The sequence below is a fragment of the Microbispora rosea genome (assembly GCF_044460045.1).
GTDB lineage: Bacteria > Actinomycetota > Actinomycetes > Streptosporangiales > Streptosporangiaceae > Microbispora > Microbispora rosea.
In genome coordinates this window covers 976643-1002942 of the sequence record NZ_JBITJO010000002.1, presented here as the reverse complement: position 1 = coordinate 1002942, position 26300 = coordinate 976643, and the positions used below count along the sequence as shown (strand labels likewise).

Below are 26300 nucleotides of genomic sequence, written 5' to 3'. Positions count from 1 at the left end.
ACAGTGCTCACAAGCATCACTCAATCGCCGCCACAAGTAGTCGTCGGTGCTGAAACACCTGAGTCTTGTGGTTGCGATTCCCGTCTGATGACCGCGAAAACTCCTCGAAAATCCCGACTGTGGATAGCGCGTCCAAATGCTCCAGCCCCGCTTCCCGCACAGGCCGAGCAGGAGCGCGGTGAGGAGACCCGGCCGAAAGCGCTGCCCTGGTGTCTCCCACTCGGGTCCGCGTGGGAGGCATCCACCTTCCTCGCCCGGGACCGTTGCGTGGGCAGGAGCGAGCCGTCGTCCTACGGGACCCGCCGGCCGGGAATGACACCGGTGGTTCCCGTGTTGCCGCAGCCATGGTTATCGGATTCATCGGCAGCGGGAAGATCGGCGGCACCCTTGCGAAGCTGGCGGTCGACGCCGGGCACTCGGTGGTGCTGAGCAACTCCCGCGGACCGGACACACTCTCCGAACTCGTGGCCGGGCTGGGCCCGAACGCGCGCGCCGCCACCGCGGCCGAGGCCGCGGCGGCGGGGGACATCGTGGTCGTCACGATCCCCTTCGGTAGATACCGGGAGGTGCCGGTCGAGCCGCTGGACGGCAAGGTCGTCATCGACACGAACAACTACTACTTCGAGCGGGACGGTCGCTTCCCCGAGATCGACGCCGGGGAGACCACCGACAGCGAGGTGCTCGCCGCGCATCTGCCGGGGTCGCGGGTCGTGAAGGCGTTCAACGCCATCAACTGGGTCCACCTCTCCGAGCAGGGGCAGCCCGCCGGCACGGAGAACCGGCGGGCGCTGCCGATCTCGGGCGACGACGACGAGGCCAAGAAGACGGTCACCGAGCTGATCGACTCCTTCGGCTTCGACGTCGTCGACGCGGGCCCGCTCGCGGAGGGACGGCGGTTCCAGCGGGACAAGCCCGCCTACGGCCCCCGCCTCACCGCCGCGGAGCTGCGCGACGCCCTCGCGCGAGGCTGACCGATCAGGCCGGGGTCAACGTCTGGCGGGTGCCGGTCTCCGCGGAGCGGCGGATCGCGTCGAGCAGGCCGTGCAGACGCAGGCCGCGGGCGAAGTCAGGCACCCGCCCTTCGCCCGTCCGCAGGTCGGCGGCGAGCGCGGCATAGAGCCCGGCGACATTGCGCGCGTCGCCCGCCGCCCCGGGCACCCGGACGTACTCCTCGGGAATCGGCAGCTTCTTCCACGCGCCGCCCGCCGTCCCGTGCAGGCACAGCTCGGTGATCTGGACGCCGTACGGGCTGCCGGGACCGGTGGACACGAGGGCGAGGTCGCCCTCCGTGCCGGAGATCTCGATCCGCGTGCCCGGCTCGGTGACCTTGCCGCTGTGCAGGTGCAAAGAGAGCACCGCGCCGCTCGTCATGGTGGCGGAGAGCAGGAGCTGGTCAGGGGTGTCGGCCTCGATCGTCTCGCCGCTCTCCTCGATTACGTAGTGCCCGCGCTGCACGGAGAGGGCGGCGGACAGGGAGCCGACGCCGCCCAGGAGATGCTCCACGACGTCGAGCGTGTGCCCGCCCACGACCTCGAGCAGCCCGGCCGCGCCGGCGCGGGTGACCGTGTACGCCGCCCAGGACGGCAGCCTGCCGCTCGCGCCCTTGCCGACCGCAGAGTGGACGTTCACCGCGGTCACCCGGCCCACCGCGCCGTCCCTGAGCAGGTCGCGAGCGTAAATCACGGCGGGGGCGAACCGGCCCTGCAGTCCGAGCGCGTGGCGAACACCGGCGGCCCGCGCCCGGTCGAGCAGGTCCCGCGCCTCGTCGGTCGTACGGGCGAGCGGCCACTCGCACAGCACGTGCGTGCCGGCCTCAAGGGCGGCTTCGACGAGCTCGGCGTGGTGAGGGACCCTGACCGTGACGGCGACGAGGTCCACCTCGGGATGCTCGGCAAGGGCCCGGGGGTCGGTGAAGGCGTGCGCGGCGCCGAACCTGCGCGCGGCCTCACAGGCGCTGTCCTCCCGGCTGGTCGCCACGGCCGTGATCGCGTAATCCGGCAGCGCCCGCAGCGCCGGGACGTGCGCGCGCAGCGCCCAGCCGCGCTCGGGGTTGGCGCCGACGATGCCCACACGGATTCTGCTCATTGTCCGCCTCCATGCAATAACCGGACTTGTGGCGTCCGGTTGCGACCGTAACATAATCGGACTCGAAGCGTCCGGTTGATAGGCTCCGTTCATGAGCAGTCGGGACGGAGCGGTTGGCGTGCTGCTGGCGGCGGAGCCGGGGCGGATGCCCCGGGCCGACGCGCGGCGCAACATAGAGCGGCTGGTGGAGGCTGCGCGGGCGGCGGTGGCCGAGATCGGAGTCGAGGTCACGGCGCACGAGATCGCCCGCAGGGCCGGAGTGGGCATCGGCACCTTCTACCGGCGTGTGTCCTCCCGCGAGGCGCTGCTGGAGGCGGTCCTCGACGAGGTGCTCGCCGAGATGACCGACCTGGCCGCGAACGCCGCTGAAGACCCCGACCCCTGGCGCGCATTCGAGACCTTCGCCGCCGCGTACGTGCGGCTGCGCGCGGAGAGCTGTGGCATCCGCGAAGCCGTGGGCGGCGCCTGCGGGCCGAATCTCGACCCGGTTCTCGGGGAGATCCAGGAGGGTCTGCGGCTCCTGGTGGAGCGCGCGCAGGAGGCGGGGGTGGTGCGGGCCGACGTGGCCTGGCAGGACGTGCCGTTCCTGCTGGCGGCCGTGGCGACCGGGCCGCGCACGCTCAGGCTTCGGGCCGGGGAGGAGCAGTGGGGCCGGAACCTGCGCATCGTGCTCGACGGGCTGCGGGCGCCGCGATCACAGGGGCTGCCGGGAACGCCGCCCGCCTGACGTCGTCGTGGATCCGCCCGCTGACGATGCCGGCGAGTTCGGCGTGACGCGGCCGCTCCCGAAGACTCCCTCCGTCACGGCGGGCGTCGCCAGGGCGAGGACGGTAGCGGCAAGGGCGCTGAACTGCTTTCCACTCGCACGCGCGGGCCGCGCGGCCTTTCGCAATTGGGATGACAGATCCGGTGAGATCGGTTAATTTCTGCCTCTCGTCCTCACCTTCACCGGAGTCATGACATGGTCACCGCCTTCCGCGCCACGATCGCATTCGGCCTGCTGGCGGGCTTCTACGTGCTGGTCGCAGCGGTGCTCGGGGCCGCGGCGCTCGTCGACGTCGTGGTCGTGCGGCACGTCACCGCAGGCTCGGTGAAGATCGCGATCGTGCTCACCCTGGCCGCCCTGGCGCTGCTGCGCGGCCTCATCCTGGTCAACCGCCGCGGACGTCAGGAGGAGCCGGGCGTCGCGGTCGGCCGGGGGGACGAGCCGGTGCTCTGGCAGACGGTCGAGGAGCTGGCCGCGCGGGTGGGGACCCGCCCGCCGAACGAGATCCGGCTGGTCGCCGAGGTGAACGCGGCGGTGTGGGAGGACACGAGCTGGCTGGGGCTGCGAGCGGGCCGACGCGTCATGTACGTCGGCCTGCCCCTGCTGATGACGCTTTCCGTGGACGAGATGCGCGCGGTGCTGGGACACGAGCTCGGTCATTACAGCGGTGCGCACACGCGGCTGGGCGCGCCGGTGTATCGCGGCAGGATCGCCGTGCTGGCGGCGGTCGCCTCCCTGCGGAACCACGCCTTCATCCAGAAGCTCTTCTCCCTGTACGCCAGGCTCTTCCTGCGGGTCTCCCAGGCCGTCTCCCGCAGGCAGGAGCTGGAGGCCGACCGGTTCGCGGCCGCCGTCGCGAGCCGCGAGGCCGCCGGGGACGCCCTGCGCAAGGTGCACGGCACGGCGGACGCCTGGAACCTGTTCATGGAGCGGTACGTCGGCATGACCGGCATGGCGGGCAGCCGTCCAGCCGACCTGTTCGGCGGTTTCCACGCCCTCGCCGACGCGCATCGGACGCAGATCGCCCAAGCCGACGGGGACGGCGAGGAGGCCGGGTCGTACGACTCCCACCCGAGCCTGCCGGAGCGGCTGGCCGCGATCGCCGTCCTGCAGGACGTCCCGCACGCCCGTGACCCGCGTCCCGCCCTGGCGCTCCTGCGGGACCCCGCCGTCGCCGCGCGCGCTGTGGAGCAGACCTTCTGGACGGAGGAGGCGCTGAAGCTGCGCCCGCTGCCCTGGGAGGAAATGGTCGCCCAGGGCATGTACATGGGCGTAAACGACGAGGCGCTGCAGGATCTGTCGGCCGCGGGCCAGCGGATCGCGGGCGGGCCGGAGCCGTCCTTGGACGCCGCCCTGGAGGCGCTGGCCCGTGGTCAGGACGCCGCCCTTCATGAGGAGCTTGTCCGCCTCGGATGGCGGCCGTCGCCGGACCTGGTGGCCAAGGTCCTCGCCCGCGCCGTCGAGGGCGTGCTGATCGGCGGAGGCAGGGCCCGGTGGACGCTGTCGTGGACCGGCCCCGCCACCTTGCGCGACGCGGCGGGCAAGGAAGTCGACGTCGAGGAGTACGCGGCCCGGGTGGCGGCCGATCCTGCGCAGGTGCCGGGCCTGCGTCAGTGGTTCGCCCAGGCGGGCGTGTCGCTGCGGCCGCGGACGCCCGTCGCCCCCTGACGCCGGCCGCGCGCCGGGACAGGTCCCGGTGCGAGCACTAGTCGGCCTCGAAGGCGAGCCGGTCGGTGAGCCAGCGGTAGAACTTGATCGAGAACCTGACCCAGTGGGCCACCATCGTGGTCAGGTGTTCCCTGGTCACGCCGGCTCCGATGTAGACCTGGGAGTCGCCGACGACCCGGATCGTGCCGTTGTCCTGGGTGAACGCGTACACCTTCGGCCACATCGTGTCCGCGTTCCACTCGTTGAGCGCCGTGAGCAGCATCCGCTTGTCGTCCACCGAGTAGTTCCTTTCGTAAAAGGTCCGCACGGTGAACAGGTCTCCTTCCTTGCCGAACAGGAAGAAGATCGTGAGGTGGGCGGTGGAGATCGCCAGGTCGCCCTCTGTGTCTATCGTGTGCTCGATGTCCAGCTCGTCGAGGATCTCCTCAAGGAGGTCCCGGTCCGGCCGGACGACCGCTGGGGAAGGCGTCACCGCTCCATCCTGCCGCATCGCGTTGTCGCTGAAGTGGCAGACGTGACAGAGGATGCGGGGGACGAGTCCAGCGGCCATCGCGCCCGGCTTTTCAGGTTCGCCGCACGCCCCGCCTCCGTACGGCGCCGACGGGAGCGCGCGGGTCCGCCTCCAGCGGTGAATCGCGCCGCGGTACCTCGCGCTCACCGAGGCCGTCGTCGGGCTCGCCGTCCTCCGAAGGCGCGTCAGCGCGGGGGTTCCCCATGGGGTCCCGGGCTTGCGGCGATCCTGGCCACGAGCGCCGTGACGTCTCCCGCCAGGGCGGCGTCGAGGGGGCCGTGCCGGTTGAGCAGCCGATACCACATGACACCGAAGATCATGTCGACCAGGAGGTCCAGGTCGGCGCCGGGGGGCGGCGGCATCCGCTCCAGCACCGCCCGCAGGGCGTCCCGCCGCGGGCCGATCAGCCGCTCCCGCAGGCGCTCGGCCAGGGCGGGGTCGCTCTGGGCCTCCGCCATGAGGCCTGCCACCACCCTGCCGACCACGCCCTCCGCCAGCGCGAAGGTCTCGCGCAGGAACGTCTCCAGGTCGGCCTGCGACGGCGCCCGGGAGCTTTCGACGAGGTCGGTCATGGCCTCGAGCAGCACGTCGGCCTTGGTGTCCCACCAGCGGTAGAGCGTCTGCCTGCCGGTTCCCGCCTCCTCGGCGATGCTCTTCAGCGTCACGTTCGGATAGCCGTCGCGCTCGCACAGCCGCAGCGCGGCCTCGAGTATCGCCCGGCGCGCCTGCTGGCTGCGTGGCCTCCCCACCATGCCGCCACTTTACAGGACATCGTGTCTCGTTTATTGTTTCGAGGCATCATGTCTCATATTGGGGGAAATCCATGAGCGAGCGCGTAGTGATCGTCGGCGGCACGAGCGGAATCGGCCTGGCCGCCGCCGTACGGCTGGCCGCATCGGGGCGCGAGGTCGTCGTCACCGGCCGCACGCCCGAACGGCTGGAGCGGGCCGTCAAGGAGATCGGGGAAAGGGGCTCCGGTGTGGTGGCCGACGCCCGCGATCCTGAGGCGATGCGGACCCTGTTCGCCGAGGCGGGCCCGGTGGACCACGTGGTGATCAGCGTGTCGGGCCGCAAGGGGGCCGGTCCGTTCCTGTCGCTCTCGCCCGACGACCTGCGCCGGGCCCTGGACGACAAGCTGATCGCCCAGGTGGTCGCCGCCCAGGCGGCGCTCCCGGCGCTGCGCCGGGACGGGTCGCTGACGTTCGTCTCGGCGGCCAGCGCGAACAACGCGCTGGCCGGGGTGGCCGGGCTCGCGGCTGTGAACGGCGCGATCGAGTCGATGGTCCCGGGGCTCGCGGTGGAGCTCGCCCCGGTCCGGGTCAACGCGGTGTCGCCCGGCGTGATCGACACCGAGTGGTGGGACGAACTGGGGGACGGCCGGCAGGGCGCGCTCGACGCGTTCGCCGCCGCCACCACGGTCGGCAGGATCGGCACTCCCGGCGAGGTGGCGAACGCGATCGCCTACCTGATCGAGACGGGCTACGCGACGGGCACCGTGCTGACCGTCGACGGCGGCGTCCGGCTCAAGCCGAGCGTCCAGTCGTGAGGGCCGCCCGCCGCGACCGGCCGTACGGCGCCGCGGTCAGTGGGGCGTGGTGCGGGCGAGGATGTGCGGCGGGACGGGATGGGCGGCCGCCTGCGGGTCGGTCACGGGGGCCTGCCACGACCGGGTGAGCGGCAGGACCCCGGCCCAGACGTCGTGCGGGTCGTCGGCGTCGCCCGGATGGCCCTCGCGCGCCTTCACCGACGCCTCGGCGAGCGGGACCGCGAGGATCGTCGTCGCGGCCAGCTCCTTGCGGTTCGGCTGCCGGGCGTAGTCCCACTGTCCGGGGGTGGCGTGCTCGGTCAGGCACCGAAGGGCGGCGATCTTCTCGTCGCCTTCCAGCACGCGGGGCACGCCGTAGATCATCGCGCTGCGGTAGTTCACGCCGTGCTCGAAGACCGATCGGGCCAGCACCAGGCCGTCGACGTGCGTGATCGTCACGCAGACCGTCGTGCCGCGGGTGAGGCTGCGGCTGGCCACCGAGCCGTGCACGTACAGATGGTCGTCGTCGAAGCCGTACACCGTCGGCACCACCATGGGGTCGCCGTCCACGACGACGCCGAGGTGGCAGACGAACCCGGCCCGGAGCACCTCGAACAGTGCCTCCCGGTCGGTGCGCCCCTGCTCCCGCAACCGGCGGTGCCGGGTCCGCGCGGTTGCGGACAGATCACTCATGAGGCGACATTCAACCAGTAAAGCCGTCGGCCCGCCCGGCGGGGACGCCGGGCGGGCCGTCTCGTGGATCGCTGCGGAAGAGCCGCTCAGGCGGCGGACGTCGGCCCGGACGTCCTCGGGAACCGGATGACGTTCCCGCCCGTGTAGGCCCTGAGATCGACGATCTTCCGGTCTCTCCTGTCCCGCGCGGGCCTGCGGCGCAGCGCGGACCTGATGTCCCTGACCTTGGCGAGCGACGGCACCACCGTGACCATGTTCGTTTCCCCCCGACCGTGATGGTTCCGTGACCTTCCCGGGTATAGATATCGGACGCTTAGTAAAACGGGCGTAAAGCGTCCGGAGTCACACGACTTTCAGTACGGAAGCGGCCGGCCGGAGGGGGTGCGCAGGTCGAGGTCGGCGGCGGGACGACGGACGCGGCGAGGCCTGCGAATCGTGCTACGTCTCATGGCGTTCCTCCTTCCATGACGTTAGGCAGACTATTCGCCCCGTGTGCCGCCGTCCTCCCCTTTTCGCTCAGACAGAGCCGGGCGCCCTGCGGCTCACGACGCAGATCCGGTTCCAGGCGTTGATCTGCGCGATGGCGACGACCAGCGCGGCCAGCTGCTCCTCGGAGTAGTGCTTGGCCGCATCCGCCCAGATCTCGTCCGGCACGGGGTCGGGCCGGTCGGCCAGCCGGGTCGCGGCCTCGGTCAGCGCCAGCGCGGCCCGCTCGGCGTCGGTGTAGCAGGGCGCCTCCCGCCAGGCGGCGACCGACCACAGGCGCTCGTCGCTCTCCCCGGCCTTCTTGGCTTCCCGGAAGTGCAGGTCCAGGCAGAAGGCACAGCCGTTGATCTGGCTGGCCCGGATCTTGGCGAGCTCCAAAGTGGCGGGGGGCACGTCGCACTCGTGCAGGAAACGCTCCACCCCGCGCATGGCCCGGTACGCCTCGGGGGCCAGCTCGCGGACGTTGATCCTCTCGGTCACCGTCATCTCCTCGTCTCGTCGGCCCGTGTCACACGGGCGAGTTTCTCGGGGTTCAGGACCATGTCGACGGCGGTGACGCGGCCGTCGGCGACGGTCAGGCCGATCACCGCGACCAGCCGTCCGTCCCGGTAGCGCAGCAGACCCGGCCAGCCGTTCACCACGGCGGGGACCAGCTCATACCGGCCGAACCTCTGGATGCCGGACAGCAGCCTGGCCACCTTGGCCGCTCCGGAGACGGGCCGCCTCCCGGCGCGCACCCGGCCGCCGCCGTCGCTGCGTAGCACGACGTCCGGGTCGAGCAGCGCGACCAGCGCGTCCATGTCTCCGCCGAGGCAGGCCCGGGCGAAGGCGTGGACCACCCGCCGGTGCTCGGCGGGGTCCACGTCGAACCGGGGCGCGCGCGACGCGACGTGCGCCCGGGCCCGGGCGGCGAGTTGCCGGCAGGCCGCGGGGCTGCGCCCGACGGCCTCGCCCACCTCGGCGAACGTCAGGCCGAACACGTCGTGCAGCACGAACGCGGTCCGCTCGGCAGGGCTGAGCGACTCCAGCACGACGAGCATCGCCATGCTCAGCGACTCGTCCAGGGTCACCCGCTCCGCGGGGTCGGGCCCGGTGAGAGCGGAGCCGGTGAGAACGGGCCCAGAGAGAACCGGCCCGGTGGGAACAGGCCCGGTGGGAACCGGCCGGGTGAGAACCGGTTCCGGCAGCCACGGCCCCACGTACTCCTCTCTGCGGTGCCGCGCCGAGCGCAGCACGTCGAGAGCGAGCCGGGAGACCGTGACCACCAGCCAGCCGGTCACGTCCCTGATCTCCTCGCCGCCGCCCGCGGCCGTGGCGGACCGCAGCCGCAGCCAGGCGTCCTGCACGACGTCCTCGGCCTCGTCGAGGCTGCCGAGCAGGCCGTACGCGACGCCGAGCAGCCGGGGCCGCATCGCCTCGAACGTCGCCTGGAACGTCGCCTCGGACGTCGCCCGGAACTCGGTGTCGAGGACGGCCGTGCCGTCGTCATGGTCGTTCACACAGTGAGGACGAGACACCACCTCAGTGTGTGACATCCCCCGACGGGGAAATCAGGCGGACTCCCTCACGATGAGGCGGGTGGGCAGGATCACGGGGTCCACCGGGCCGCCTCCGTCGATGAGCGCGAGCAGCAGCCGTACGGTCTCCTCCGCGACCTCGGCGAGCGGCTGGCGGATCGTGGTGAGGGGCGGGTGCGTGGTGGCGGCGACCGACGAGTCGTCGAAGCCGCCCACGGCCACGTCGTCGGGGACCCTGCGTCCGGCCGCGCGCAGCGTGGACAGCGCGCCGGCCGCCATGAGATCGGAGGCCACGAAGACCGCGTCGAGGTCGGGGGTGCGCTCCAGCAGCCGTGCCATGCCACTCTCGCCGCTGAGCTGGGTCCAGTCGCCGTGCTCGATCAGCCTTCTGGAGGCCTTCCTGCCGAGCACGTCGGCGAAGCCCTCCAGCCGCTGGATGCCGCCCGGCGTGTCCATCGGGCCGGTGATCGTGGCGATCTTCCTGCGGCCCTGCTCGACCAGATAGCGGGCCATCTGCCGGGCGCCCTCGCGGTCGTCGGCCGCCGCGTAGGGGATCACGTTCTCCTTCCCGATGACGGCGCCGCAGGCGACGGCCGGGATGCGCAGCGACTCCAGCTCGTCCACGAGCGGGTCGCCCGCGTGCGTGGACATCAGCAGCACCCCGTCGGCGTGGCCGCCGCGCACGTAGTGCACCACCCTGGCCCGGTCGCCGTCGTCCCCGGCCAGCATGATGACCAGGGAGACGTCCCGCTCGCCGAGCCGCCGGATCGCCGTGCGGATCGTGGTGCTGTAGTTGGGGTCCTCGAAGACCTTCTCGTGCGGCTCCGACAGCACCATGACCACCGACCCGGTCCGCTGGGTGACCAGGCTGCGGGCGTTGCGGTTGACGATGTAGCCGGTTTCGGCGATGGCGCGGCGGACGGCGGCGTGGGCGGCGGGGCTCACATACCGGTCGTCGTTGAGCACCCGGGAGACGGTGCCCCGGGAGACGCCCGCCGCCGCGGCCACGTCGTGAATGGTCGGACGCTTCGCCATGGTCGTATTGTCCCCCCGCCGATCAGCGTGTTTCCCCGCGCCCATCAGCTTTTCACGGCCCCGCCGGACAGGTCCGTACGCCAGTAACGCTGCATCGTGAGGAACAGCGCGATCAGCGGGATGAGCGACAGCATCGTCCCCGTGATGATCAGGTTGTAGAGCGACGGCTGGTTGGCGCCCGCGGCGAGCAGGGTGTAGAGGCCGACCGTCAGTGGGAACTTGTGGTCGTCGCCCAGCATGATGAACGGCAGCAGGAAGTTGTTCCAGATCGCGACGAACTGGAACAGGAAGATCGTCACCATGCCCGGCGTCAGCAGCGGCAGCGCCACCCGGCGGAACAGCCGCCACTCGCCCGCGCCGTCCAGCCGGCCCGCCTCGATCAGCGAGCCGGGGATCGCCGCCTGAGAGTAGATCCTGGCCAGATAGATGCTGTAGGGGTGCAGGATCTGGGGCAGCAGCACCGACCAGTACGTGTCGGCCAGGCCGGCCTTGGAGAACAGCAGATACTGCGGAATCGCCAGCACGACCGACGGCACCAGGATGCCGCCGATGAGCAGGTTGAAGATCAGGCCGCGGCCGGGGAAGGAGTATTTCGCCAGCGCGTACCCCGAGATCGTGGACACCGCGGTCGACAGCACCGCGCCGCCGCCGGCGTACAGGGCCGTGTTGAGCAGCCAGAGCCAGAAGACGCCGTCGCGGTAGGCGAACAGGTCGGCCAGGTTGGACAGCAGACCGGTGCCGGGCGCGAAGGTCGAGGTGGAGAACAGCTCGGCCTTGGACTTGGTGGCCGCGACCACCACCCAGCTCACCGGGAACAGGGTGTAGATCGCGCCCAGCACGAGCACCCCGGTCGGCGCGATCCCCAGCGGGCGGTGCCGCGAGGGGCGTGCCTGCCCGCGGCTCCCCGGCAGTGCGGTGGCGGCCATCAGCTCTCCCCGAACGCGCGGTTCTTCACGACCCGCAGGAAGCCGAACGACAACACGAGGGAGATCCCGGCGATCACCATGGACGTCGCGGCGGCCGAGTAGAGGTCGCCGGTGACGAACGCGTCGCGGTACACCTTCATCAAGGGGCTCCAGGTCGAGCTGATCGTGTTCGTCAGCGGCCGCAGGGTGGTCGGTTCCGTGAACACCTGGACGGTCGCGATGACGGAGAACACCGTCGTCAGGATGATCGACGGCACCAGGATCGGGATCTTGATGCGCAGCGCGATGCCCAGCTCGCTCGCACCGTCGATCCTGGCCGCCTCGTAGTACTCCCGCGGCACGGCCCGCAGGTTCGTGTAGAGCACCAGCATGTTGAAGCCGGTGCCGCCCCAGACCGCCACGTTCGCCATCGAGAACGTCACGAGGCCGGCGCTCAGGAACGGGTGCTCGCCGAACGGGCTGAGGCTGGGCAGGTAGAGGAAGCCCCATATCAGCGTCGCCGCCACACCCGGCACGGCGTACGGCAGGAAGATCGAGATCCGGGTGAGGCGGGCGAGCCGCACGTGCGCCGCGTCGAGCATCAGCGCGAACACGAGGGCGAGCCCCAGCATCAGCACGAGCACGAGGGCTCCGTACGCGAGGACGCGCAGCCATCCGGCCCACAGCTCGCCGTCGCCCACGGCGGCGGCGTAGTTGGCGAGCCCGGCGAAGACCTCCCTGCGGGCCCCCTTGCCGAGGCCCAGGCCGGAGACCTTGGTGCGCCGCAGGCTCAGATAGATCGTGTAGCCGATGGGCAGGGCCATGAAGAGCGCGAACAGCGCCATCGCCGGGGCGAGGAACAGGTAGGGCGCGGCGCCCGCGCGGTGCACGCGGACGCCCTTCTTCCGCGATGTCATGATCACTGGGCCAGGGTGAAGCCGGACTTCTGCATGTCGGCGACGGTGGCGTCCTGCATCGTCTGCACGGCGCCGGCGAAGTCGGACTTGGCGGCGACGGCCTTGTCGAAGGCGTCCCTGTACGCGTTGTACGTCACGTTGACGTTCGGGCCGAAGGTGAAGCCGCGGGCCGTGGCGCCGATGGAAGCGGCCTGCTGCCAGAAGTCGGGCTGGCTGGAGAAGTAGTCCGGAGCCTCGGTCATGAGCGCGCCGCCCTTGACGGAGGCCGGGTAGATCGCGCCCTCCTTGATCAGCAGTCCGAGTGCCTGCGGGTCGGTGTTCAGCCAGGTGGCGAACTTCGCGGCGGCGGCCTTGTTGGGCGACTTGGCGGCGACGGCGGTGGAGGAGCCGCCCCAGAAGCCGCTGTGGTTCTCACCCGCGTTCCACTGCGGCAGCGGGGCGACAGCCCACTTGTCCTTGCCCTTCGGCGCGTTGGCGGACAGCACGCCCGGGCCCCACACGGCCGACGGCCAGGTGAGCAGCCTGCCCGCGTTGAGCGCCTTGTTCCACTCCGGGGTGAAGTAGGGCATGCCGTCGATGACCCCCTCCTTCACCAGGCCACCCCAGTAGGAGGCGACCTTCTTGGTGGCCTCGTCGTTCACCGAGACCTTCCAGGCGTCGCCGCTGATGGACCACCACTGCGCCCCCGCCTGCTGGGAGAGCCCGGCGAACCAGCCCGGGTCCTTGCTGGAGAAGGTGCCGAGGAAGACCTTGGGGTCCTTCTTGTGCAGCGTGCGGGCGGCCTCGGCGTACTCGTCCCACGTCTTCGGCACCTCGATGCCGTACTTCTCGAACAGGTCCTTGCGGTAGTAGAGCATCATCGGCCCGCTGTCCTGGGGCACCGCGTAGACGGCTTCCGTGCCCAGCGTCACCAGGCCCCAGATGCCCTCGCCGAACTCGGCCTTCGCCTGTGCGGTCTCGGCCTTGAGGTCGGCCACGGCGTCGGCGGCGACGAAGGAGGGCAGCATCTGATACTCGGCCTGGACCAGGTCGGGCGGGTTGCCGGCCTTGGCGGCGGTGAGGAACTTGGCCGCCGCGTCGTCGCCCCCCGCCTGCTTGCTGACCGTGACCTGGATGTCGGGGTGGGCCTGGTTCCAGGCTGTGACGATCTTGTCCATGTTCGGGACCCAGGTCCAGTAGGTCAGTTTCACCGGGCCGGCCGGCGCCGCGCTCTGGCCGGCGGCGGGCGAGGACGGCTCGTCGGAGCCGCCCGAGCAGGCCGTCGAGAGCGTGGCGGTGAGGATCGCGACCGCCGCCACTGCTAACCGGTTCACGCGCATGTGTTCCTCCAGGCGGGTGGGGAGGGGGACAGGAGGATGGAACGTCTGGGAGCGTTCACAGACTGAAAGGTGCCCCGTGTGCTGTCAATGGTCGTTACGCGGTTGTTAGCGCCCCTGGTTGATCAGGGTAGATCGATGGCACCTTCTCGATGAGACGGTTCTGCGTTACTGTGCACGTTCACAGAAGCAGAATCGAGGGGGAGACGTGCCCGGATATCCCGTCCTGCCCGAGGGTCTCGCGTACGGCGGGGACTACAACCCGGAGCAGTGGCCGGAGGAGGTGTGGCGGGAGGACGTCCGCCTGATGCGCGAGGCCGGGGTCACCCTGGTGACCGTCGGCGTCTTCAACTGGGGGCTGATCGAGCCGCAGGAGGGCGAGTACGACTTCTCCCTGCTGGACCGGATCCTCGACCTGCTCCACTCGGCCGGGATCTACGCCGACCTCGCCACCCCCACCTCCTCGCCGCCCACGTGGTTCCGCCGCCGCTATCCGGGCAGCCGCCTTATGGACAGGGAGGGCCACGTGCTCGGCGGCGGCTCGCGGCACAGCTTCTGCCCGAGCTCGCCTGACTACGCCGCGGCGTCCGAGCGGGTCGTCGCCGCCCTGGCCGCGCGGTACGCCGGCCACCCCGCCCTGGCGATGTGGCACGTGCACAACGAGTACGGCTGGGCCAACGCCCACTGCTACTGCCCGACGTCGGCCGAGGCGTTCCGCGCCTGGCTGCGGGACAGGTACGGAGACGTGGGCGCGCTCAACGCCGCCTGGGGCACCACCTTCTGGGGGCTGACCTACGGCGCGTTCGAGGAGGTCGAGCCGCCCGCCGCCGCGCCGGTGGGCCTGCTCACCGGACTCCAGCTCGACTTCATGCGGTTCTCGGTCGACGCGCACATCGCCTGCTTCCGCAGGGAGCGCGAGACGATCCGGCGGTTCAGCGACCTGCCCGTCACAACCAACTTCATGATCCCCAACTGCAAGCCCATGGACTACTGGCGCTGGGCGGCGGAGGTCGACGTGGTGGCCAACGACCACTACCTCGACTCGGCCCGCGCCGACCCGCACATTGAGCTCGCCATGGCCGCCGACCTCACCCGGTCGGTGGCCGGGGGCCGCCCGTGGATGCTGATGGAACACTCGACGGGCGCGGTCAACTGGCAGCCGCGCAACCTGGCCAAACGGCCGGGGGAGATGCGCCGCAACACCCTCGCCCACGTGGCGCGCGGCTCGGACTCGGCGATGTTCTTCCAGTGGCGCGCCTCCCGATACGGCGCGGAGAAGTTCCACTCGGCGATGCTGCCGCACGCCGGCACCGACTCCCGGATCTGGCGCGAGGTGGTCGCGCTCGGCGCGGACCTCGGGAGGCTCGCCGGGGTCAGGGGCGCGTGGGTGACGGCCGAGGTCGCCGTGGTGTGGGACTGGGAGTCCTACTGGGCGCTCGAATTCGAGTGGCGCCCCTCGGCCGACCTGCGCTTCCGGGAACGGATCGAGGCCTACTACGAGGCGCTGTGGCGCGAGCACGTCACCGTCGACTTCGTGCACCCGTCGGCCGACCTGTCGCCGTACCGGCTGGTCGTCGCGCCCAGCTCCTACCTGCTCGGTGAGGGGGCGGCGAAGAACCTGCACCGCCACGTGGAGGCGGGCGGCCACCTGCTCGTGTCGTACTTCTCCGGCATCGTGGACGAGAACGACACCATCCACCCGGGGGCCTATCCCGGGGCGCTGCGCGAGGTGCTCGGTGTGGCCGTCGAGGAGTTTCACCCGCTCCGCGAGCACGAGACGGTCACGCTGCGGCCGTCGAAAGCGTCCGGGCCCGAGTCATCCAAACCCGGGGCGACCGGCCGGATCTGGTCCGAGCGCGTACGGCTCGCGGGGGCGCGGGCCGTGCACGAGTTCGCCGACGGGCCCGACGCCGGGCATCCCGCCGTCACCCGGCACGACCTGGGAGCGGGCAGTGCGTGGTACGTGTCCACCGCACTGGACGCCGGGTCCGGCCTGCGCGATCTCGTCGCGGGGGTGCTCGACAACGCGGGCGTGTCCCGGCCGCGCGGCCTGCCCGACACGCTGGAGCTGGTACGGAGGGGCGACCACCTGTTCCTCATCAACCACGCGGACGCGCCGGTGACGGTGGACGGGGTGACCGGCACCGGTGTGCTCGACGGCGCCGCGTACGACGGTGCGGCGACGGTGCCTGCCGGCGGCGTCGTGGTCGTCCGCACCTGAACGCCCCGGCGTCGTGCCGCGGCACTGTGCGCTTCGACGATCGGGCGCTGCCCGCAGCGCGGGAACTCGCCCGCCGGTAGCGCGGACGCGGTCTCCCTCCCGGCGGCGACCTGACCACGTCGAGGGGAGGGCCCGGGGGCGTCCTTCAGGTTTCGGGGGACCGGCACACCGCAGGCCCGCCTTCAATCGAACAGGTCGTCGGCCGATTTGACCTTGGGAACCTTTCGCAGCCAGGCGCCCAGCTGGTCGAGGCTCTCACATTGGCTGATCCGTTTCCCTGCGTCCTCGGAGACCTTCATGCCGCGCATCTCCGGCACGGTGACAATTCCCGCGACCAACGTTGCCTCCGCCTCCCCCAGGGCGCGGCCCGCTTCGATCCAGTGCGGGAAGTACTTCTCTCCGAGGTCCTCGAAGCCCCGCATCATCTCATTCGGTGATCGCCTCATTCGGCGAACAGCTCCTCGACCGACGTGATGGTGCCGACCTTGCGGGCCCAGGCGTCCAGTTGGTTCGTGTCCTCGCATCGCTGGATGCGTTCACGCGTGTCGTCCGAGACCTCGAGGCCGCGCGAATCCAGCACGTTGAGAATCGTCTTGATCTGACCTTCCGCTACCCAGTGGGAGAAGTACTTCTTGCCGAGGTCCTCGAAGTCCCGAATGGTGGTCACCATCTCCTCCAGACGCTTGATCGTCACTTCAGGTAGCGATCTGAACACGTAGTTCAAATATAGGGTCCTGTGCTCCCGATCCAGGGTCTTCAACCCTGCCAGCATCGCCTGCAGCACCGGTTCGTCGTCGGCCTCGTCGGGGTGCGCCACGGCCGAGAGCACGGCGAGTTCCGGGCAGGCGCGGGCCTGGTCGGGGTCGGTGATCAGGGGCACGCGGCCGGGGTCGATCGCCAGTGGGGTGACGACGCCGCTCGGGCCCAGCCGGATGGTCCTCTCGCACCACCGGGCCATCGACCGGTCCGGGCAGATGACCAGCAGCACGGTGTCGCACCTGTGCTGGGACCGCAGCGTCGTGACGTAGACCGGCCAGCTGAAGCGCTTGCCGGAATCTGCGGAGTTGCACCTCCACGATCACGGCCATCAACGCCGCTCCGGTCTCGTCCCGGAGCACCACCACCGAATCGGCGCGAAACTCGATCGGCGCCTGGGTGCAGTCGACCGTCTCCAAGCGGGCGGTTACGTGCGGCGGAATGTCCACCTTCTGCACGCAACGCAGCAGTTCCAGCGCGGTCTCCGGCCGGTTGCGGATGAGTTCGAGGGGCATCTCGTGATCGATACCGGGCATGACCGAGACATTACTGACTGTTGTCAGTCAATTACTGTGCGTTCCCGAAACTGGCAGTGATTGGCGGTTGTTAAGCCGCGGATCGGCTCAGGACTCGGGGATGGCTTCCCACTCGTGGCAGGGGCTGAGCGGGTGGTGCTGGTAGATCACGCCGACGGCGGGGTGGGGCCAGCCGAGGATGACGGCGTCGCGCTCCGTGTGCGGAACCGGCTCGCCGAGGTCGGCGGCCGTGACGGGCTGTCCGCCCGGGCCGCAGACGCACTCCGGGCTGCCCTCGTGGTCGATCACGTCGTCGAGCGGCATTACGTGTACGAACCTGTCCATGTCACCTACCTAGCCGGGGATTGCGGTCACATTACCCCAACTAGACACAAACCGGAATAACTTGGACAAATCCGGAGCGGTACCAACCCATTGACCTTTGTTGGGATGGACGGCAAACTAACTCCACAATCGCCGGATGAGCCGATGGAGTGCCGCAATGCCGTACCGTCCCCCATTGATCGCGCGCGAGTTCTTCGTGGCGGATCCTCCAGAGCTTCCGGTGCGCGAGCCGGGCGAGGAGGGCCTGTCCGCGCTGACCAGCGCGGAGGTGGTGGTCTCCGACGGGCGGGGCGTGACGCTCAAGGGTTCCACCTCGGCGGAGGAGACGCTCGTCGTGCAGATCACGGTCGCGGGTGAGGGGGTGATCCGGGTGCGCCTGTCGGAGGACCCCGACGCGCGCACCCGGTCCTCCCGCGCGATCTCGATGGTCACCCCCGGCGAGTACGGCGCGGCCGTCGTGGAGGCGAGCCACAGCCGCGTGGTGATCGACGCCGGGTCGCTGCGGGCCGAGGTGCGGCTGAACCCCTGGAACCTGCGCTTCACCGACCGGGCCGGCCGGACGCTGGTGGAGCAGGACCCGGGCCACCCCGACATCAGCGGCCGGCTGCGCACGCTGCCGTTCGGCCGCTCCACGGTGGACGGCGCCCCCGTCGCCTACCACGACACGTTCGTGGCCCCGGCGGACGAGGCGTTCGGCGGCTTCGGCGAGTCGTTCACGCCGCTCGACAAGCGCGGCCAGCGCCCGCTCATGTGGAACTTCGACGCGTTCGGGGCCGAGTCGCAGCGCGCGTACAAGAACGTGCCCTTCTACCTGTCCAGCAGGGGGTACGGCATCTGCGTCGACAGCGGGACGCCGGTCGAGTTCGACGTGTGCCAGTCCACGCACAGCGCCGTGCAGATCATCGTGCCCGACGACCTCATCGACTACTACGTGATCGCGGGACCGACCCCCGCCGAGGTCCTGGACCGGTTCGACGGGCTGACCTGCCGGCCCGAGCTGCCGCCGAAGTGGGCGTTCGGCACCTGGATCTCCTCGGGCTTCTTCCGCGACAGCCAGGAGCGCGTGCTGGAGCGGGCCAGGAAGATCAGGGAGCGGGGCATCCCCTGCGACGTGCTCCACCTGGACTGCTACTGGCAGGCGGACGGGCACTGGTCGGATCTCCAGTGGGACCCCGAGACGTTCCCCGACCCGGCGGGCATGCTGGCCACGCTCAAGGAGCAGGGCTTCAAGGTCTGTCTCTGGATGAACTCCTACATCTCGCACCTCAGCCCGGCCTTCGCGGAGGCGGCGGAGAAGGGCTACTTCCTCAACCGGCCCGACGGCGAGACGTACGTCGCCGACACCTGGCACGGCTCCTACCCCGCCTGCGGCATCGTGGACTTCACCAACCCGGAGGCGGTGGAGTGGTTCAAGGGCCTGCTGCGCGACCGCCTGCGCGAGGGCGTGGCGGCGTTCAAGACCGACTTCGCCGAGGGCGTCCCCGCCGACGCCGTGGCCTTCAACGGCATGACCGGCACCGAGCTGCACAACGTCTACGCGCTGCTGTTCAACGACATCGTCGCGGACGTGACCCGCGAGGTGAACGGGCACGGCCTGGTCTGGGCCCGCTCGTCCTACCTCGGCGGTCAGCGCCACTCGGCCCAGTGGAGCGGAGACTCCGACACGACCTACCCCGCGATGGGCAGCACGATCAGGGGCGGCCTCTCGCACGGCCTGTCCGGCATACCGTTCTGGAGCCACGACGCGGGCGGCTTCAGCGGCACGCCCAGCCCGGACCTCTACATCCGCTGGTCGCAGTTCGCGGCGCTGTCCCCGCTCGTACGGTTCCACGGCACGACCACCCGCGAGCCCTGGGAGTTCCCGCCGCACGCCGAGCGGGCCGCCGTCGAGGCGCTGCGGCTGCGTTACCGGCTCATGCCGTACATCTATTCGGCGGCCGTCACCGCGGCCGAGACGGGCGCGCCGATCCTGCGCGCGCTGTGCGTCGACCACCCGGACGACCCGGTGGCCTGGCAGGCGGACCTGGAGTACCTTCTCGGCACCGACCTGCTCGTCGCTCCGATGACCTCCGCCGACGGCACCCGGAAGGTCTACCTGCCCTCGGGGGTGTGGGTGGACTACTGGACGGGTGAGGCCGTCGACGGCGGGCGTTACGTCACGGTGTCGCCGCCGCTCGACCAGATTCCCCTGTTCGTACGGCACGGCTCGCTGATCCCGGTCACCGAGCCGGGCGACACGGTGGCCGACGACCCCCGGGTCTCGCTGCTCGCCTTCGGCCTGCCGGAGCGCGAGAGCCGTACGACGATCAGGGACCTGGACGGCGACACGACGGTCACGGCGGTGCGGGACGGCGACAGGCTGGTCGTCACCGCCGAGGGCCCCAAGCAGATCGACGGCGTCGAGTTCGTCGGCCCCGGCGCCCCGGTCGTCATCAACTAGGCACACCCCCCTGGAGAAAGACCATGTTCAGAGTAGGCAGGAGCGCGGCGGTGGCGGCACTGGCCGCGGCCGCACTGGCGCTCAGCGCGTGCGGTGGATCCTCTGGCGATTCCGATAGCGGCAGCGGCGGCTCCGCCGAGGGCAAGACCCTCACCCTCTGGCACTACGAGACCGGCAACAGCGCCATGGGCACCGCCTGGGCGCAGGCGATGAAGGACTTCGAGGCGAGCCACCCCGGCGTCAAGGTGAAGTTCGAGGAGAAGGGCTTCGAGCAGATCCAGAAGACCGCGGGCATGGTCCTCAACTCCGACGAGGCCCCGGACATCATGGAGTACAACAAGGGCAACGCCACCGCGGGCCTGCTGTCCAAGCAGGGCCTGCTCACCGACCTGACCGAGGAGGCCACCAAGCGCGGCTGGGACAAGCTGCTCAGCCCGTCGCTGCAGACCACCGCGAAGTACGACGAGCGGGGCATCATGGGCTCGGGCAAGTGGTTCGGCGTGCCGAACTACGGCGAGTACGTGATGGTCTACTACAACAAGGACATGTTCGAGAAGGCGGGCGTCAAGGTGCCCACCACCTTCGACGAGTTCACCGCCGCGCTCGACGCGTTCGCGAAGAAGGGCACCACGCCGATCGCGATGGCGGGCGCCGAATACCCCGCCCAGCAGCTGTTCTACCTGCTCGCGCTGAACAAGGCCAACCGCGCCTGGATCGACTCCTTCGAGCTCTACAAGGGCAAGGTCGACTTCCACGGCCCCGAGTTCACCTACGCGGCCCAGACCTTCTCCGACTGGGTGAAGAAGGGCTACGTCAGCAAGGACTCGGCCGGCATGAAGGCCGAGGACATGGGCGTGGCGTTCATCGGCGGCAAGTTCCCGATCATGGTGTCGGGCAGCTGGTGGTTCGGCCGTCTCCAGGAGGAGATCAAGGACTTCACGTGGGGCTCGTTCCTGTGGCCGGGCCAGTTCGCCCCGGGATCCAGCGGCAACCTGTGGGTCGTGCCCGAGAAGTCCAAGAACAAGGACCTCGCCTACGACTTCATCGACATCACGATGAAGAAGGAGATCCAGAACCTGCTCGGCAACTCGGGCGGCGTCCCGGTCGCGGCCGACCCCACCGCGATCACCGACGCGCAGAACAAGGAGCTCATCGAGAACTTCAACAGGCTCTCGACGCAGGACGGCCTGGCCTTCTACCCTGACTGGCCGGCTCCCGGCTACTACGACGTGCTCGTCGCCGGCATCCAGGAACTGATCAACGGCAGCAAGAAGCCGGAGGAGGTCCTGGACGAGATCGCCCAGCCGTACAACGACAACCTGGCCGACATCGGCAACTAGAACGGGTCCCGCCGGCCTGAGCAGGGCGGGGCCCGATCTCCCTCCGACTCCGGCGGCGGGGCTGCCTGACCGGTCCCCGCCGCCGGGCCCCCTTCTGGAAAGGTCTCCACACATGGCACCACCCGGCGCGGGCACGGCCCGCCCGCGCGGGAGGGGCGGCTACTGGCTCTACCTGGTTCCGAGCCTGGTGCTGTTCCTCGCGATCATCGTCGTCCCGCTCCTGATGAACGTGGCGACGAGCTTCACCCGCTGGTCCGGCGTCGGCGCCCCCACCTGGATCGGGCTCGACAACTACACGAAGCTGTTCAAGGACGAGCGCTTCTGGGCGTCCTTCGAGCACAACGTCGCACTGATCATCGCGATGGCCGTGGTGCCGACGATCATCGGCTTGGTGCTCGCCTCCGCGCTGTTCGACTACATCGCCAAGCGGTTCGGCGGGCGTACGGCCTCGGCCCTGCGCGCGGCCTTCTACCTGCCGCAGGTGCTGCCCGTCGCGGTGGCCGGCGTGGTGTGGGGCTGGATGCTCCACCCGTCGTACGGCGCGGTGAATCAGATCTTCGGGATCAAGGTCAACTGGCTGGGCGACCCCGACATCGCGCTGGCGACGGTCATGGCGATCATGGTGTGGTTCCAGCTCGGCTACCCGGTCGTCATCTTCATGGCCGGGCTCCAGCGGGTCGATCCCTCCCTGTACGAGGCGGCCGAGATCGACGGCGCCTCGTGGTGGCGCAGGTTCTGGCACATCACGATCCCGCAGATCCGGCCGGAGATCTTCGTGGTGCTGCTGACCTGCACGATCGCGGCGCTCAAGGTGTTCGGGCCGATCTTCGTGCTCACCAGGGGAGGACCCGGCTCCGCGACGATGGTGCCGTCGTACTTCTCCTATCTGAACTTCTTCGAGAAGGTCAACGTCGGATACGGCTCGGCCATCGCGACCGTGCTTGCCCTGATCATCGTCGTGGTGACCTTCCTCTTCCTGCGGGTGCAGGAGCGTGACCAGGAGAGTGAGTCGTGAACGCCGATCGCACCTTCCGCCAGCCGGGGCGGTGGGCCGTGCTCGCGGCGCTGGTTGTGCTCGCGGTCGTGATGCTCTTCCCCTTCGTCATCGTCACGCTCAACGCGTTCAAGTCCCCGGCCGAATACTCCTCCGGCGGCCCGCTGAGCCTGCCCCACGGGTTCTACCTCGACGGGATCGTCGCCTTCTGGGACCGCGTCGACTTCGGCCTGAAGCTCTGGAACAGCCTCCTGATCAGCGGCGTCGTCGCGGTCGCCGCGGTGGTGCTGTCGGTGCTCAACGCGTACGCGCTGGGCATCGGCAGGGTCCGCGGCCGGCTGTGGATCCTCGTGCTGTTCCTGGTCGCCAACACGCTGCCGCAGGAGGCGCTGGTCTACCCGCTCTACTACCTGTCGAAGGAGGTGGGGCTGTACGACTCGAAGCTCGCCGTCATCCTGATCTTCACGGTGATCCAGGCGGCCTTCGGGACCTACCTGCTCTCGTCGGTGCTCGGGCAGTTCCCCCGGGGGATCCTGGAGGCGGCCGAGATCGACGGCGCGAGCAGGCGGCGGATGCTGTGGGGCATCGTCGTGCCCATCAGCCGCCCGACCCTCTCGGTGCTGCTGATCTTCTTCTTCATCTGGACGTGGAACGAGTTCTTCCTGCCGATGGTGTTCCTCATCTCCAACGACAACCAGACCGTGCCGGTCGCCCTGGGTGTCCTGCAGGGCGAGAAGATGATGGACGCCACCATGTCCAGCGCGTCCGCACTGCTCGGCATCATCCCCGCCGTGGCCTTCTTCCTGATCTTCCAGCGCACGCTGACCCGTGGCGTCACGGTGGGCGCCATCAAGTAACACCCCCAAATAACACCCCCGAATAACGCGTCACTACCTGACCTGGAGGCGCAATGTCCCATCGCCGTTCGGCGATGCTGTCCGCGTCGGCCGCCCTGGCTCTGGCACTGAGCCTGGGCGCCGGCCCCGCGAGGGCGGCCGACGACTATCCGTTCCGCGACCCGTCGCTGCCGCTCGCCCAGCGCGTCGACGACCTGCTCAACCGGCTCACGCCGGACGAGAAGGTGGCGATGCTGCACCAGTACGCCCCCGCGATCGACCGCCTCGGCATCAAGCTGTTCAAGACGGGCACCGAGGCGCTGCACGGCGTCGCCTGGTCGACCGACTACACCGACAACGGCGCCGTGGTCACCGCCAAGGGCACCGTCTTCCCCCAGGCGGTCGGCCTGGCCAGCACCTGGGACACCGGCCTGATCAAGCGGGTCGGCTCGGCCGTCGGCGACGAGGCCCGCGGCCACCACGCCGAGAACCCCACCGTGTGGGGGCTCAACCTCTGGGCCCCCGTGGTCAACCTGCTGCGCGACCCGCGCTGGGGGCGCAACGAGGAGGGCTACTCGGAGGACCCCACGCTGACCGGCGCCATCTCCACGGCGTACGGCTCCGGCCTGGAGGGCGACGACCCCGACCACCTGAAGACGGCGCCCACGCTGAAGCACTACCTGGCCAACAACAACGAGGTCACCCGCGACACCTCGTCGTCGGAGCTGCCCCCGCGGGTGAAGCACGAGTACGACGAGGCGGCCTTCAAGCCGGCCATCGAGGCCGACGCGGCGACCGGCGTGATGGCGTCGTACAACCTCGTCAACGGCCGGCCGAACACGGTCAACCCCGACCTCGACGACGTCGTCCGCTCCTGGACGAAGCGGACGCTGTTCAACGTCACCGACGCCGGGGCGCCGAACAACCTGGTCAACTCCGAGAAGTACTACGCCACCCAGGCCGAGGCCGACGCCGCGCTGATCAAGGCCGGGCTCGACAGCTTCACCGTGGACGACGCCAACGGCGCCCCGACCGTCGCGGCCGTCAAGGAGGCGCTGTCGAAGGGGCTGCTCACGCAGGCGGACCTCGACGACGCGGTCCGGCACCAGCTGAGCATCCGCTTCCGGCTCGGCGAGTTCGACCCCGACGGCGGGCCGTACGCGAAGATCACCAAGGACGTGATCGACAGCCCGGAGCACCGGAAGCTGGCCCGCGAGACCGCGGCCAAGGCGATGGTGCTGCTGAAGAACTCCGGCGGCGCGCTGCCGCTGAAGCCCGGCAAGAAGGTCGCCGTGGTCGGCCCGCTGGCGAACGTGCTCTACACCGACTGGTATTCGGGCAGCCTGCCCTACAAGGTGACCCCGCTCGACGGTCTCAAGGAGCGGGCCGCGTCGGTGGCCTCCTCCGAGGGCGTCGACCGCATCGCGCTCAAGGACGTCGCCACCGGGAAGTACATCAGCGCCCCCGCGTCCGGCGGCGACCTCAAGGAGAGCGCGACGGTCCTCGGCGACACCGAGCAGTTCGACGCGTTCGACTGGGGTCAGGGCGTGCTGACGCTGCGCAGTGTGGCCAACGGCAAGTACGTCAGCCGGGCCAACTGGGCGACGCTGGCCAACACCGCCGACCAGCCGTCCGGCTGGTTCGTGCAGGAGCAGTTCACCCTGGAGCCGCAGTCCGACGGCACCTCCCTGCTGCGGTACGCCGGCTACGAGACGGCCTACGACTGGTTCGGGCAGGACAAGTACGTCAAGGCGGCGGCGGACGGCACGCTCAGCCTGACCACCGCCGACCAGGCCACGCACTACGCCAAGGAGGTCGTCTCCCGAGGCGTGGACGACGCCGTCGCCAAGGCCAAGGCCGCCGACGTGGCGGTCGTCGTGGTCGGCAGCATGCCGTTCATCAACGGCCGCGAGGACCACGACCGCACCGACATGAACCTGGCCGAGGGCCAGGAGGCGCTGGTCAAGGCCGTGAAGGCGGCCAACCCGAACACGGTGGTGGTGCTGGAGAACAGCTACCCGACCACGATCAACTGGGAGCAGGACAACGTCCCCGCGATCCTGTGGACCACCCACGCGGGCGCCGAGACCGGGCACGCCCTCGCCGACGTGCTGTACGGCGACGTCAACCCGGCGGGACGGCTCACCCAGACCTGGTATCGCTCGGCCGACGAGCTGCCGGGCATCCTCGACTACGACATCGTCAAGAAGGACCGGACGTACCTGTACTACCAGGGCAAGCCGCTCTACCCGTTCGGGTACGGCCTGTCGTACACGTCGTTCTCCTACCAGAGCCTCAAGGCGGTGCCGAAGGGCGACGCGTACGAGGTCTCGGTCAAGGTGACCAACACCGGCTCCCGGGCCGGCGACGAGGTCGTGCAGCTCTACACCCACCAGCACAAGTCGCGGGTGAAGCAGCCGGTCAAGCAGCTTCGCGCGTTCCAGCGGGTGACGCTGGCGCCGGGTCAGACGAGGACGATCGCCTTCACCGTCAAGAAGAGCGACCTGGCGCTCTGGGACGTCACCCGGAACACGTGGACCGTCGAGAACGCGACCCACGACGTGCTCGTCGGGTCGTCCTCGGCGAACATCCGCCAGCGGGCGACGATCAACGTCAAGGGCGAGAACATCCCGCACCGCGACCTGTCGCAGACCACCCGCGCGGTCGACTTCGACGACTACTCGGGCATCCACCTGGTCGACGAGACCAAGGTGCGCGGCGACGCGGTGGCGGGCGCGAACGGCGGCTGGATCGCCTTCAAGGACGTCCAGCTCCGCAAGCCCCGCACGGTGACGGCCGGGGTGGCCTCCACGGGCGGCGGGACCATCGAGGTGCGCCTCGGCTCGCCGACCGGCGCCACGGTGGCCACGATCCCGGTCGCCGCGACCGGCGGGATCTACTCCTGGGCCCCCGCGACCGCCTCCGTGTCCGGCGCGAACGGCGTGAAGGACGTGTACCTGGTCTTCACCGGCGACGTCCGGATCAAGGACCTCGCCCTGCGCTGAGGCTCCTGCCCAGAACAACGGACGCCCCGCGCATACGTGCGCGGGGCGTTCCGGTTGTGCGGCGACGAGCGGGGCGTTCGGCCGTGCGGCGGCGAGTGGGCGTTCGGTCGTGCGGCGGCGAGTGGGGCGAGCGGGCTGATCGCTTTTGGTTGTGTGTTGTGCGTGACGCATCGGGGTGGGGTCAGGTGACGGGTCGTTTCTGGTTGTGTGCGTCGCCTCGGGAGCGGGCGGGTGCTCCGGCCGGCCGTGATAGTTGCGGTCCGGTGAGCCTCGGGAGCGGCCATCGCGGGCGCGGTGGTACAGGGCACGGTCTTACGCCGGCCTCCGCACCCGCCCACCCCCGAGTCCGGACGGCGGCCCACCCCCGAGTCCGGACGGCGGCCCACCCCCGAGTCCGGGCGGCGGCCCACCCCCGAGTCCGGGC

General features: G+C 70.1%; 24 protein-coding genes. 10 read left to right on the top strand and 14 right to left on the bottom strand.

The genetic code is table 11. From position 1 onward, the window contains the following. Positions 1 to 344: 344 nt before the first annotated feature. A complete protein-coding gene (locus ACIBK1_RS11900; protein ID WP_396734323.1) occupies positions 345 to 971 on the top strand; it encodes an NADPH-dependent F420 reductase in 627 nt (208 codons plus the stop codon). A gap of 4 nt (positions 972 to 975) precedes the next feature. Here ACIBK1_RS11900 and ACIBK1_RS11895 read toward each other — a convergent pair whose 3' ends face one another. Continuing rightward, positions 976 to 2085 carry a Gfo/Idh/MocA family protein gene (locus tag ACIBK1_RS11895; protein ID WP_030505755.1) on the bottom strand — a complete coding sequence of 370 codons (1110 nt, stop codon included), beginning with the start codon at positions 2083 to 2085 and terminating at the stop codon, positions 976 to 978. Between the two features lie 91 nt (positions 2086 to 2176). On the opposite strand from ACIBK1_RS11895, the gene ACIBK1_RS11890 reads away from it, so the two are divergent. Together ACIBK1_RS11890 and ACIBK1_RS11885 are read left to right on the top strand one after the other, a co-directional pair. After that, the gene (locus tag ACIBK1_RS11890; protein WP_030505754.1) at positions 2177 to 2812 is read left to right on the top strand and encodes a TetR/AcrR family transcriptional regulator; all 636 of its coding nucleotides are present in this window, start codon (positions 2177 to 2179) and stop codon (positions 2810 to 2812) included. A 234-nt stretch (positions 2813 to 3046) separates the two neighbouring features. Continuing rightward, entirely contained in the window at positions 3047 to 4519 is a 1473-nt protein-coding gene (locus ACIBK1_RS11885) for a M48 family metallopeptidase (RefSeq protein WP_396734320.1), read from the top strand. A gap of 37 nt (positions 4520 to 4556) precedes the next feature. Here the strand turns inward: ACIBK1_RS11885 and ACIBK1_RS11880 are convergent, their stop codons facing one another. Together ACIBK1_RS11880 and ACIBK1_RS11875 are read right to left on the bottom strand one after the other, a co-directional pair. Further along, entirely contained in the window at positions 4557 to 4991 is a 435-nt protein-coding gene (locus ACIBK1_RS11880) for a type III secretion system chaperone family protein (RefSeq protein WP_159454761.1), read from the bottom strand. Between the two features lie 224 nt (positions 4992 to 5215). After that, a complete protein-coding gene (locus ACIBK1_RS11875) occupies positions 5216 to 5782 on the bottom strand; it encodes a TetR/AcrR family transcriptional regulator (RefSeq protein WP_030505751.1) in 567 nt (188 codons plus the stop codon). Positions 5783 to 5853: 71 nt separating this feature from the next. Here ACIBK1_RS11875 and ACIBK1_RS11870 point away from each other — a divergent pair, with 71 nt between their 5' ends. Next, positions 5854 to 6576 (top strand): SDR family oxidoreductase, encoded by a 723-nt coding sequence (locus tag ACIBK1_RS11870; RefSeq protein ID WP_396721755.1) that lies wholly within the window; start codon positions 5854 to 5856, stop codon positions 6574 to 6576. Positions 6577 to 6612: 36 nt separating this feature from the next. Here the strand turns inward: ACIBK1_RS11870 and ACIBK1_RS11865 are convergent, their stop codons facing one another. From ACIBK1_RS11865 to ACIBK1_RS11830, 8 genes are all read right to left on the bottom strand, one after another. Further along, positions 6613 to 7248 carry a pyridoxamine 5'-phosphate oxidase family protein gene (locus ACIBK1_RS11865; RefSeq protein ID WP_030505749.1) on the bottom strand — a complete coding sequence of 212 codons (636 nt, stop codon included), beginning with the start codon at positions 7246 to 7248 and terminating at the stop codon, positions 6613 to 6615. An 86-nt stretch (positions 7249 to 7334) separates the two neighbouring features. Continuing rightward, the gene (locus ACIBK1_RS11860) at positions 7335 to 7502 is read right to left on the bottom strand and encodes a hypothetical protein (RefSeq protein WP_357318928.1); all 168 of its coding nucleotides are present in this window, start codon (positions 7500 to 7502) and stop codon (positions 7335 to 7337) included. Between the two features lie 262 nt (positions 7503 to 7764). Then, positions 7765 to 8214, bottom strand: a complete 450-nt coding sequence (locus ACIBK1_RS11855; protein ID WP_239104934.1) for a carboxymuconolactone decarboxylase family protein — start codon at positions 8212 to 8214, stop codon at positions 7765 to 7767. A 2-nt stretch (positions 8215 to 8216) separates the two neighbouring features. After that, positions 8217 to 9233 carry an RNA polymerase sigma factor SigJ gene (gene sigJ / locus ACIBK1_RS11850; protein ID WP_396734316.1) on the bottom strand — a complete coding sequence of 339 codons (1017 nt, stop codon included), beginning with the start codon at positions 9231 to 9233 and terminating at the stop codon, positions 8217 to 8219. Positions 9234 to 9284: 51 nt separating this feature from the next. Continuing rightward, positions 9285 to 10286, bottom strand: coding sequence for a LacI family DNA-binding transcriptional regulator (locus tag ACIBK1_RS11845; RefSeq protein WP_030505746.1), 1002 nt, complete (start codon positions 10284 to 10286; stop codon positions 9285 to 9287). A 44-nt stretch (positions 10287 to 10330) separates the two neighbouring features. Next, positions 10331 to 11212 (bottom strand): carbohydrate ABC transporter permease, encoded by an 882-nt coding sequence (locus tag ACIBK1_RS11840; protein WP_396734313.1) that lies wholly within the window; start codon positions 11210 to 11212, stop codon positions 10331 to 10333. Further along, positions 11212 to 12108 carry a carbohydrate ABC transporter permease gene (locus ACIBK1_RS11835; protein WP_396734483.1) on the bottom strand — a complete coding sequence of 299 codons (897 nt, stop codon included), beginning with the start codon at positions 12106 to 12108 and terminating at the stop codon, positions 11212 to 11214. The genes ACIBK1_RS11840 and ACIBK1_RS11835 overlap by 1 nt, the downstream gene beginning before the upstream one ends. A 2-nt stretch (positions 12109 to 12110) precedes the next feature. After that, the gene (locus tag ACIBK1_RS11830) at positions 12111 to 13427 is read right to left on the bottom strand and encodes an ABC transporter substrate-binding protein (protein ID WP_396734310.1); all 1317 of its coding nucleotides are present in this window, start codon (positions 13425 to 13427) and stop codon (positions 12111 to 12113) included. 205 nt (positions 13428 to 13632) lie between these two features. Between ACIBK1_RS11830 and ACIBK1_RS11825 the strand changes: the two genes are divergently transcribed. After that, the gene (locus ACIBK1_RS11825; protein ID WP_396734307.1) at positions 13633 to 15645 is read left to right on the top strand and encodes a beta-galactosidase; all 2013 of its coding nucleotides are present in this window, start codon (positions 13633 to 13635) and stop codon (positions 15643 to 15645) included. Positions 15646 to 15827: 182 nt separating this feature from the next. Here the strand turns inward: ACIBK1_RS11825 and ACIBK1_RS11820 are convergent, their stop codons facing one another. The 3 genes from ACIBK1_RS11820 to ACIBK1_RS11810 form a co-directional block, all read right to left on the bottom strand. Then, positions 15828 to 16067, bottom strand: coding sequence for a hypothetical protein (locus tag ACIBK1_RS11820; protein WP_396734304.1), 240 nt, complete (start codon positions 16065 to 16067; stop codon positions 15828 to 15830). A gap of 20 nt (positions 16068 to 16087) precedes the next feature. After that, complete coding sequence (locus ACIBK1_RS11815; protein ID WP_156080723.1) at positions 16088 to 16633, bottom strand: hypothetical protein; 546 nt, start codon at positions 16631 to 16633, stop codon at positions 16088 to 16090. Positions 16634 to 17024: 391 nt separating this feature from the next. Then, positions 17025 to 17261 (bottom strand): hypothetical protein, encoded by a 237-nt coding sequence (locus ACIBK1_RS11810; RefSeq protein ID WP_036404540.1) that lies wholly within the window; start codon positions 17259 to 17261, stop codon positions 17025 to 17027. A 136-nt stretch (positions 17262 to 17397) separates the two neighbouring features. Between ACIBK1_RS11810 and ACIBK1_RS11805 the strand changes: the two genes are divergently transcribed. The 5 genes from ACIBK1_RS11805 (at position 17398) to ACIBK1_RS11785 (ending at position 25876) form a co-directional block, all read left to right on the top strand. After that, a complete protein-coding gene (locus tag ACIBK1_RS11805) occupies positions 17398 to 19701 on the top strand; it encodes a TIM-barrel domain-containing protein (RefSeq protein WP_396734301.1) in 2304 nt (767 codons plus the stop codon). Positions 19702 to 19724: 23 nt separating this feature from the next. Further along, positions 19725 to 21041: an ABC transporter substrate-binding protein gene (locus tag ACIBK1_RS11800; protein ID WP_030505739.1), complete on the top strand. Its 1317-nt coding sequence runs from the start codon at positions 19725 to 19727 to the stop codon at positions 21039 to 21041. Between the two features lie 112 nt (positions 21042 to 21153). After that, positions 21154 to 22056 carry a carbohydrate ABC transporter permease gene (locus ACIBK1_RS11795; RefSeq protein WP_030505738.1) on the top strand — a complete coding sequence of 301 codons (903 nt, stop codon included), beginning with the start codon at positions 21154 to 21156 and terminating at the stop codon, positions 22054 to 22056. Next, on the top strand, positions 22053 to 22892 hold the full coding sequence (locus ACIBK1_RS11790) for a carbohydrate ABC transporter permease (protein ID WP_030505737.1): 840 nt from the start codon (positions 22053 to 22055) through the stop codon (positions 22890 to 22892). The genes ACIBK1_RS11795 and ACIBK1_RS11790 overlap by 4 nt, the downstream gene beginning before the upstream one ends. Before the next feature lie 53 nt (positions 22893 to 22945). Beyond that, a complete protein-coding gene (locus ACIBK1_RS11785) occupies positions 22946 to 25876 on the top strand; it encodes a glycoside hydrolase family 3 C-terminal domain-containing protein (protein ID WP_396734297.1) in 2931 nt (976 codons plus the stop codon). Positions 25877 to 26300: the final 424 nt, after the last annotated feature.

Excerpts from the sequence above, each read along its gene's own strand:
- ACIBK1_RS11900 (WP_396734323.1), top strand. The coding sequence starts at position 345 with ATGGTTATCGGATTCATCGGCAGCGGGAAGATCGGCGGCACCCTTGCG.
- ACIBK1_RS11895 (WP_030505755.1), bottom strand. The coding sequence starts at position 2,085 with ATGAGCAGAATCCGTGTGGGCATCGTCGGCGCCAACCCCGAGCGCGGC.
- ACIBK1_RS11890 (WP_030505754.1), top strand. The coding sequence starts at position 2,177 with ATGAGCAGTCGGGACGGAGCGGTTGGCGTGCTGCTGGCGGCGGAGCCG.
- ACIBK1_RS11885 (WP_396734320.1), top strand. The coding sequence starts at position 3,047 with ATGGTCACCGCCTTCCGCGCCACGATCGCATTCGGCCTGCTGGCGGGC.
- ACIBK1_RS11875 (WP_030505751.1), bottom strand. The coding sequence starts at position 5,782 with ATGGTGGGGAGGCCACGCAGCCAGCAGGCGCGCCGGGCGATACTCGAG.
- ACIBK1_RS11870 (WP_396721755.1), top strand. The coding sequence starts at position 5,854 with ATGAGCGAGCGCGTAGTGATCGTCGGCGGCACGAGCGGAATCGGCCTG.
- ACIBK1_RS11865 (WP_030505749.1), bottom strand. The coding sequence starts at position 7,248 with ATGAGTGATCTGTCCGCAACCGCGCGGACCCGGCACCGCCGGTTGCGG.
- ACIBK1_RS11860 (WP_357318928.1), bottom strand. The coding sequence starts at position 7,502 with ATGGTCACGGTGGTGCCGTCGCTCGCCAAGGTCAGGGACATCAGGTCC.
- ACIBK1_RS11845 (WP_030505746.1), bottom strand. The coding sequence starts at position 10,286 with ATGGCGAAGCGTCCGACCATTCACGACGTGGCCGCGGCGGCGGGCGTC.
- ACIBK1_RS11840 (WP_396734313.1), bottom strand. The coding sequence starts at position 11,212 with ATGGCCGCCACCGCACTGCCGGGGAGCCGCGGGCAGGCACGCCCCTCG.
- ACIBK1_RS11835 (WP_396734483.1), bottom strand. The coding sequence starts at position 12,108 with ATGACATCGCGGAAGAAGGGCGTCCGCGTGCACCGCGCGGGCGCCGCG.
- ACIBK1_RS11830 (WP_396734310.1), bottom strand. The coding sequence starts at position 13,427 with ATGCGCGTGAACCGGTTAGCAGTGGCGGCGGTCGCGATCCTCACCGCC.
- ACIBK1_RS11820 (WP_396734304.1), bottom strand. The coding sequence starts at position 16,067 with ATGCGGGGCTTCGAGGACCTCGGAGAGAAGTACTTCCCGCACTGGATC.
- ACIBK1_RS11810 (WP_036404540.1), bottom strand. The coding sequence starts at position 17,261 with ATGGACAGGTTCGTACACGTAATGCCGCTCGACGACGTGATCGACCAC.
- ACIBK1_RS11805 (WP_396734301.1), top strand. The coding sequence starts at position 17,398 with ATGAGCCGATGGAGTGCCGCAATGCCGTACCGTCCCCCATTGATCGCG.
- ACIBK1_RS11800 (WP_030505739.1), top strand. The coding sequence starts at position 19,725 with ATGTTCAGAGTAGGCAGGAGCGCGGCGGTGGCGGCACTGGCCGCGGCC.
- ACIBK1_RS11795 (WP_030505738.1), top strand. The coding sequence starts at position 21,154 with ATGGCACCACCCGGCGCGGGCACGGCCCGCCCGCGCGGGAGGGGCGGC.
- ACIBK1_RS11785 (WP_396734297.1), top strand. The coding sequence starts at position 22,946 with ATGTCCCATCGCCGTTCGGCGATGCTGTCCGCGTCGGCCGCCCTGGCT.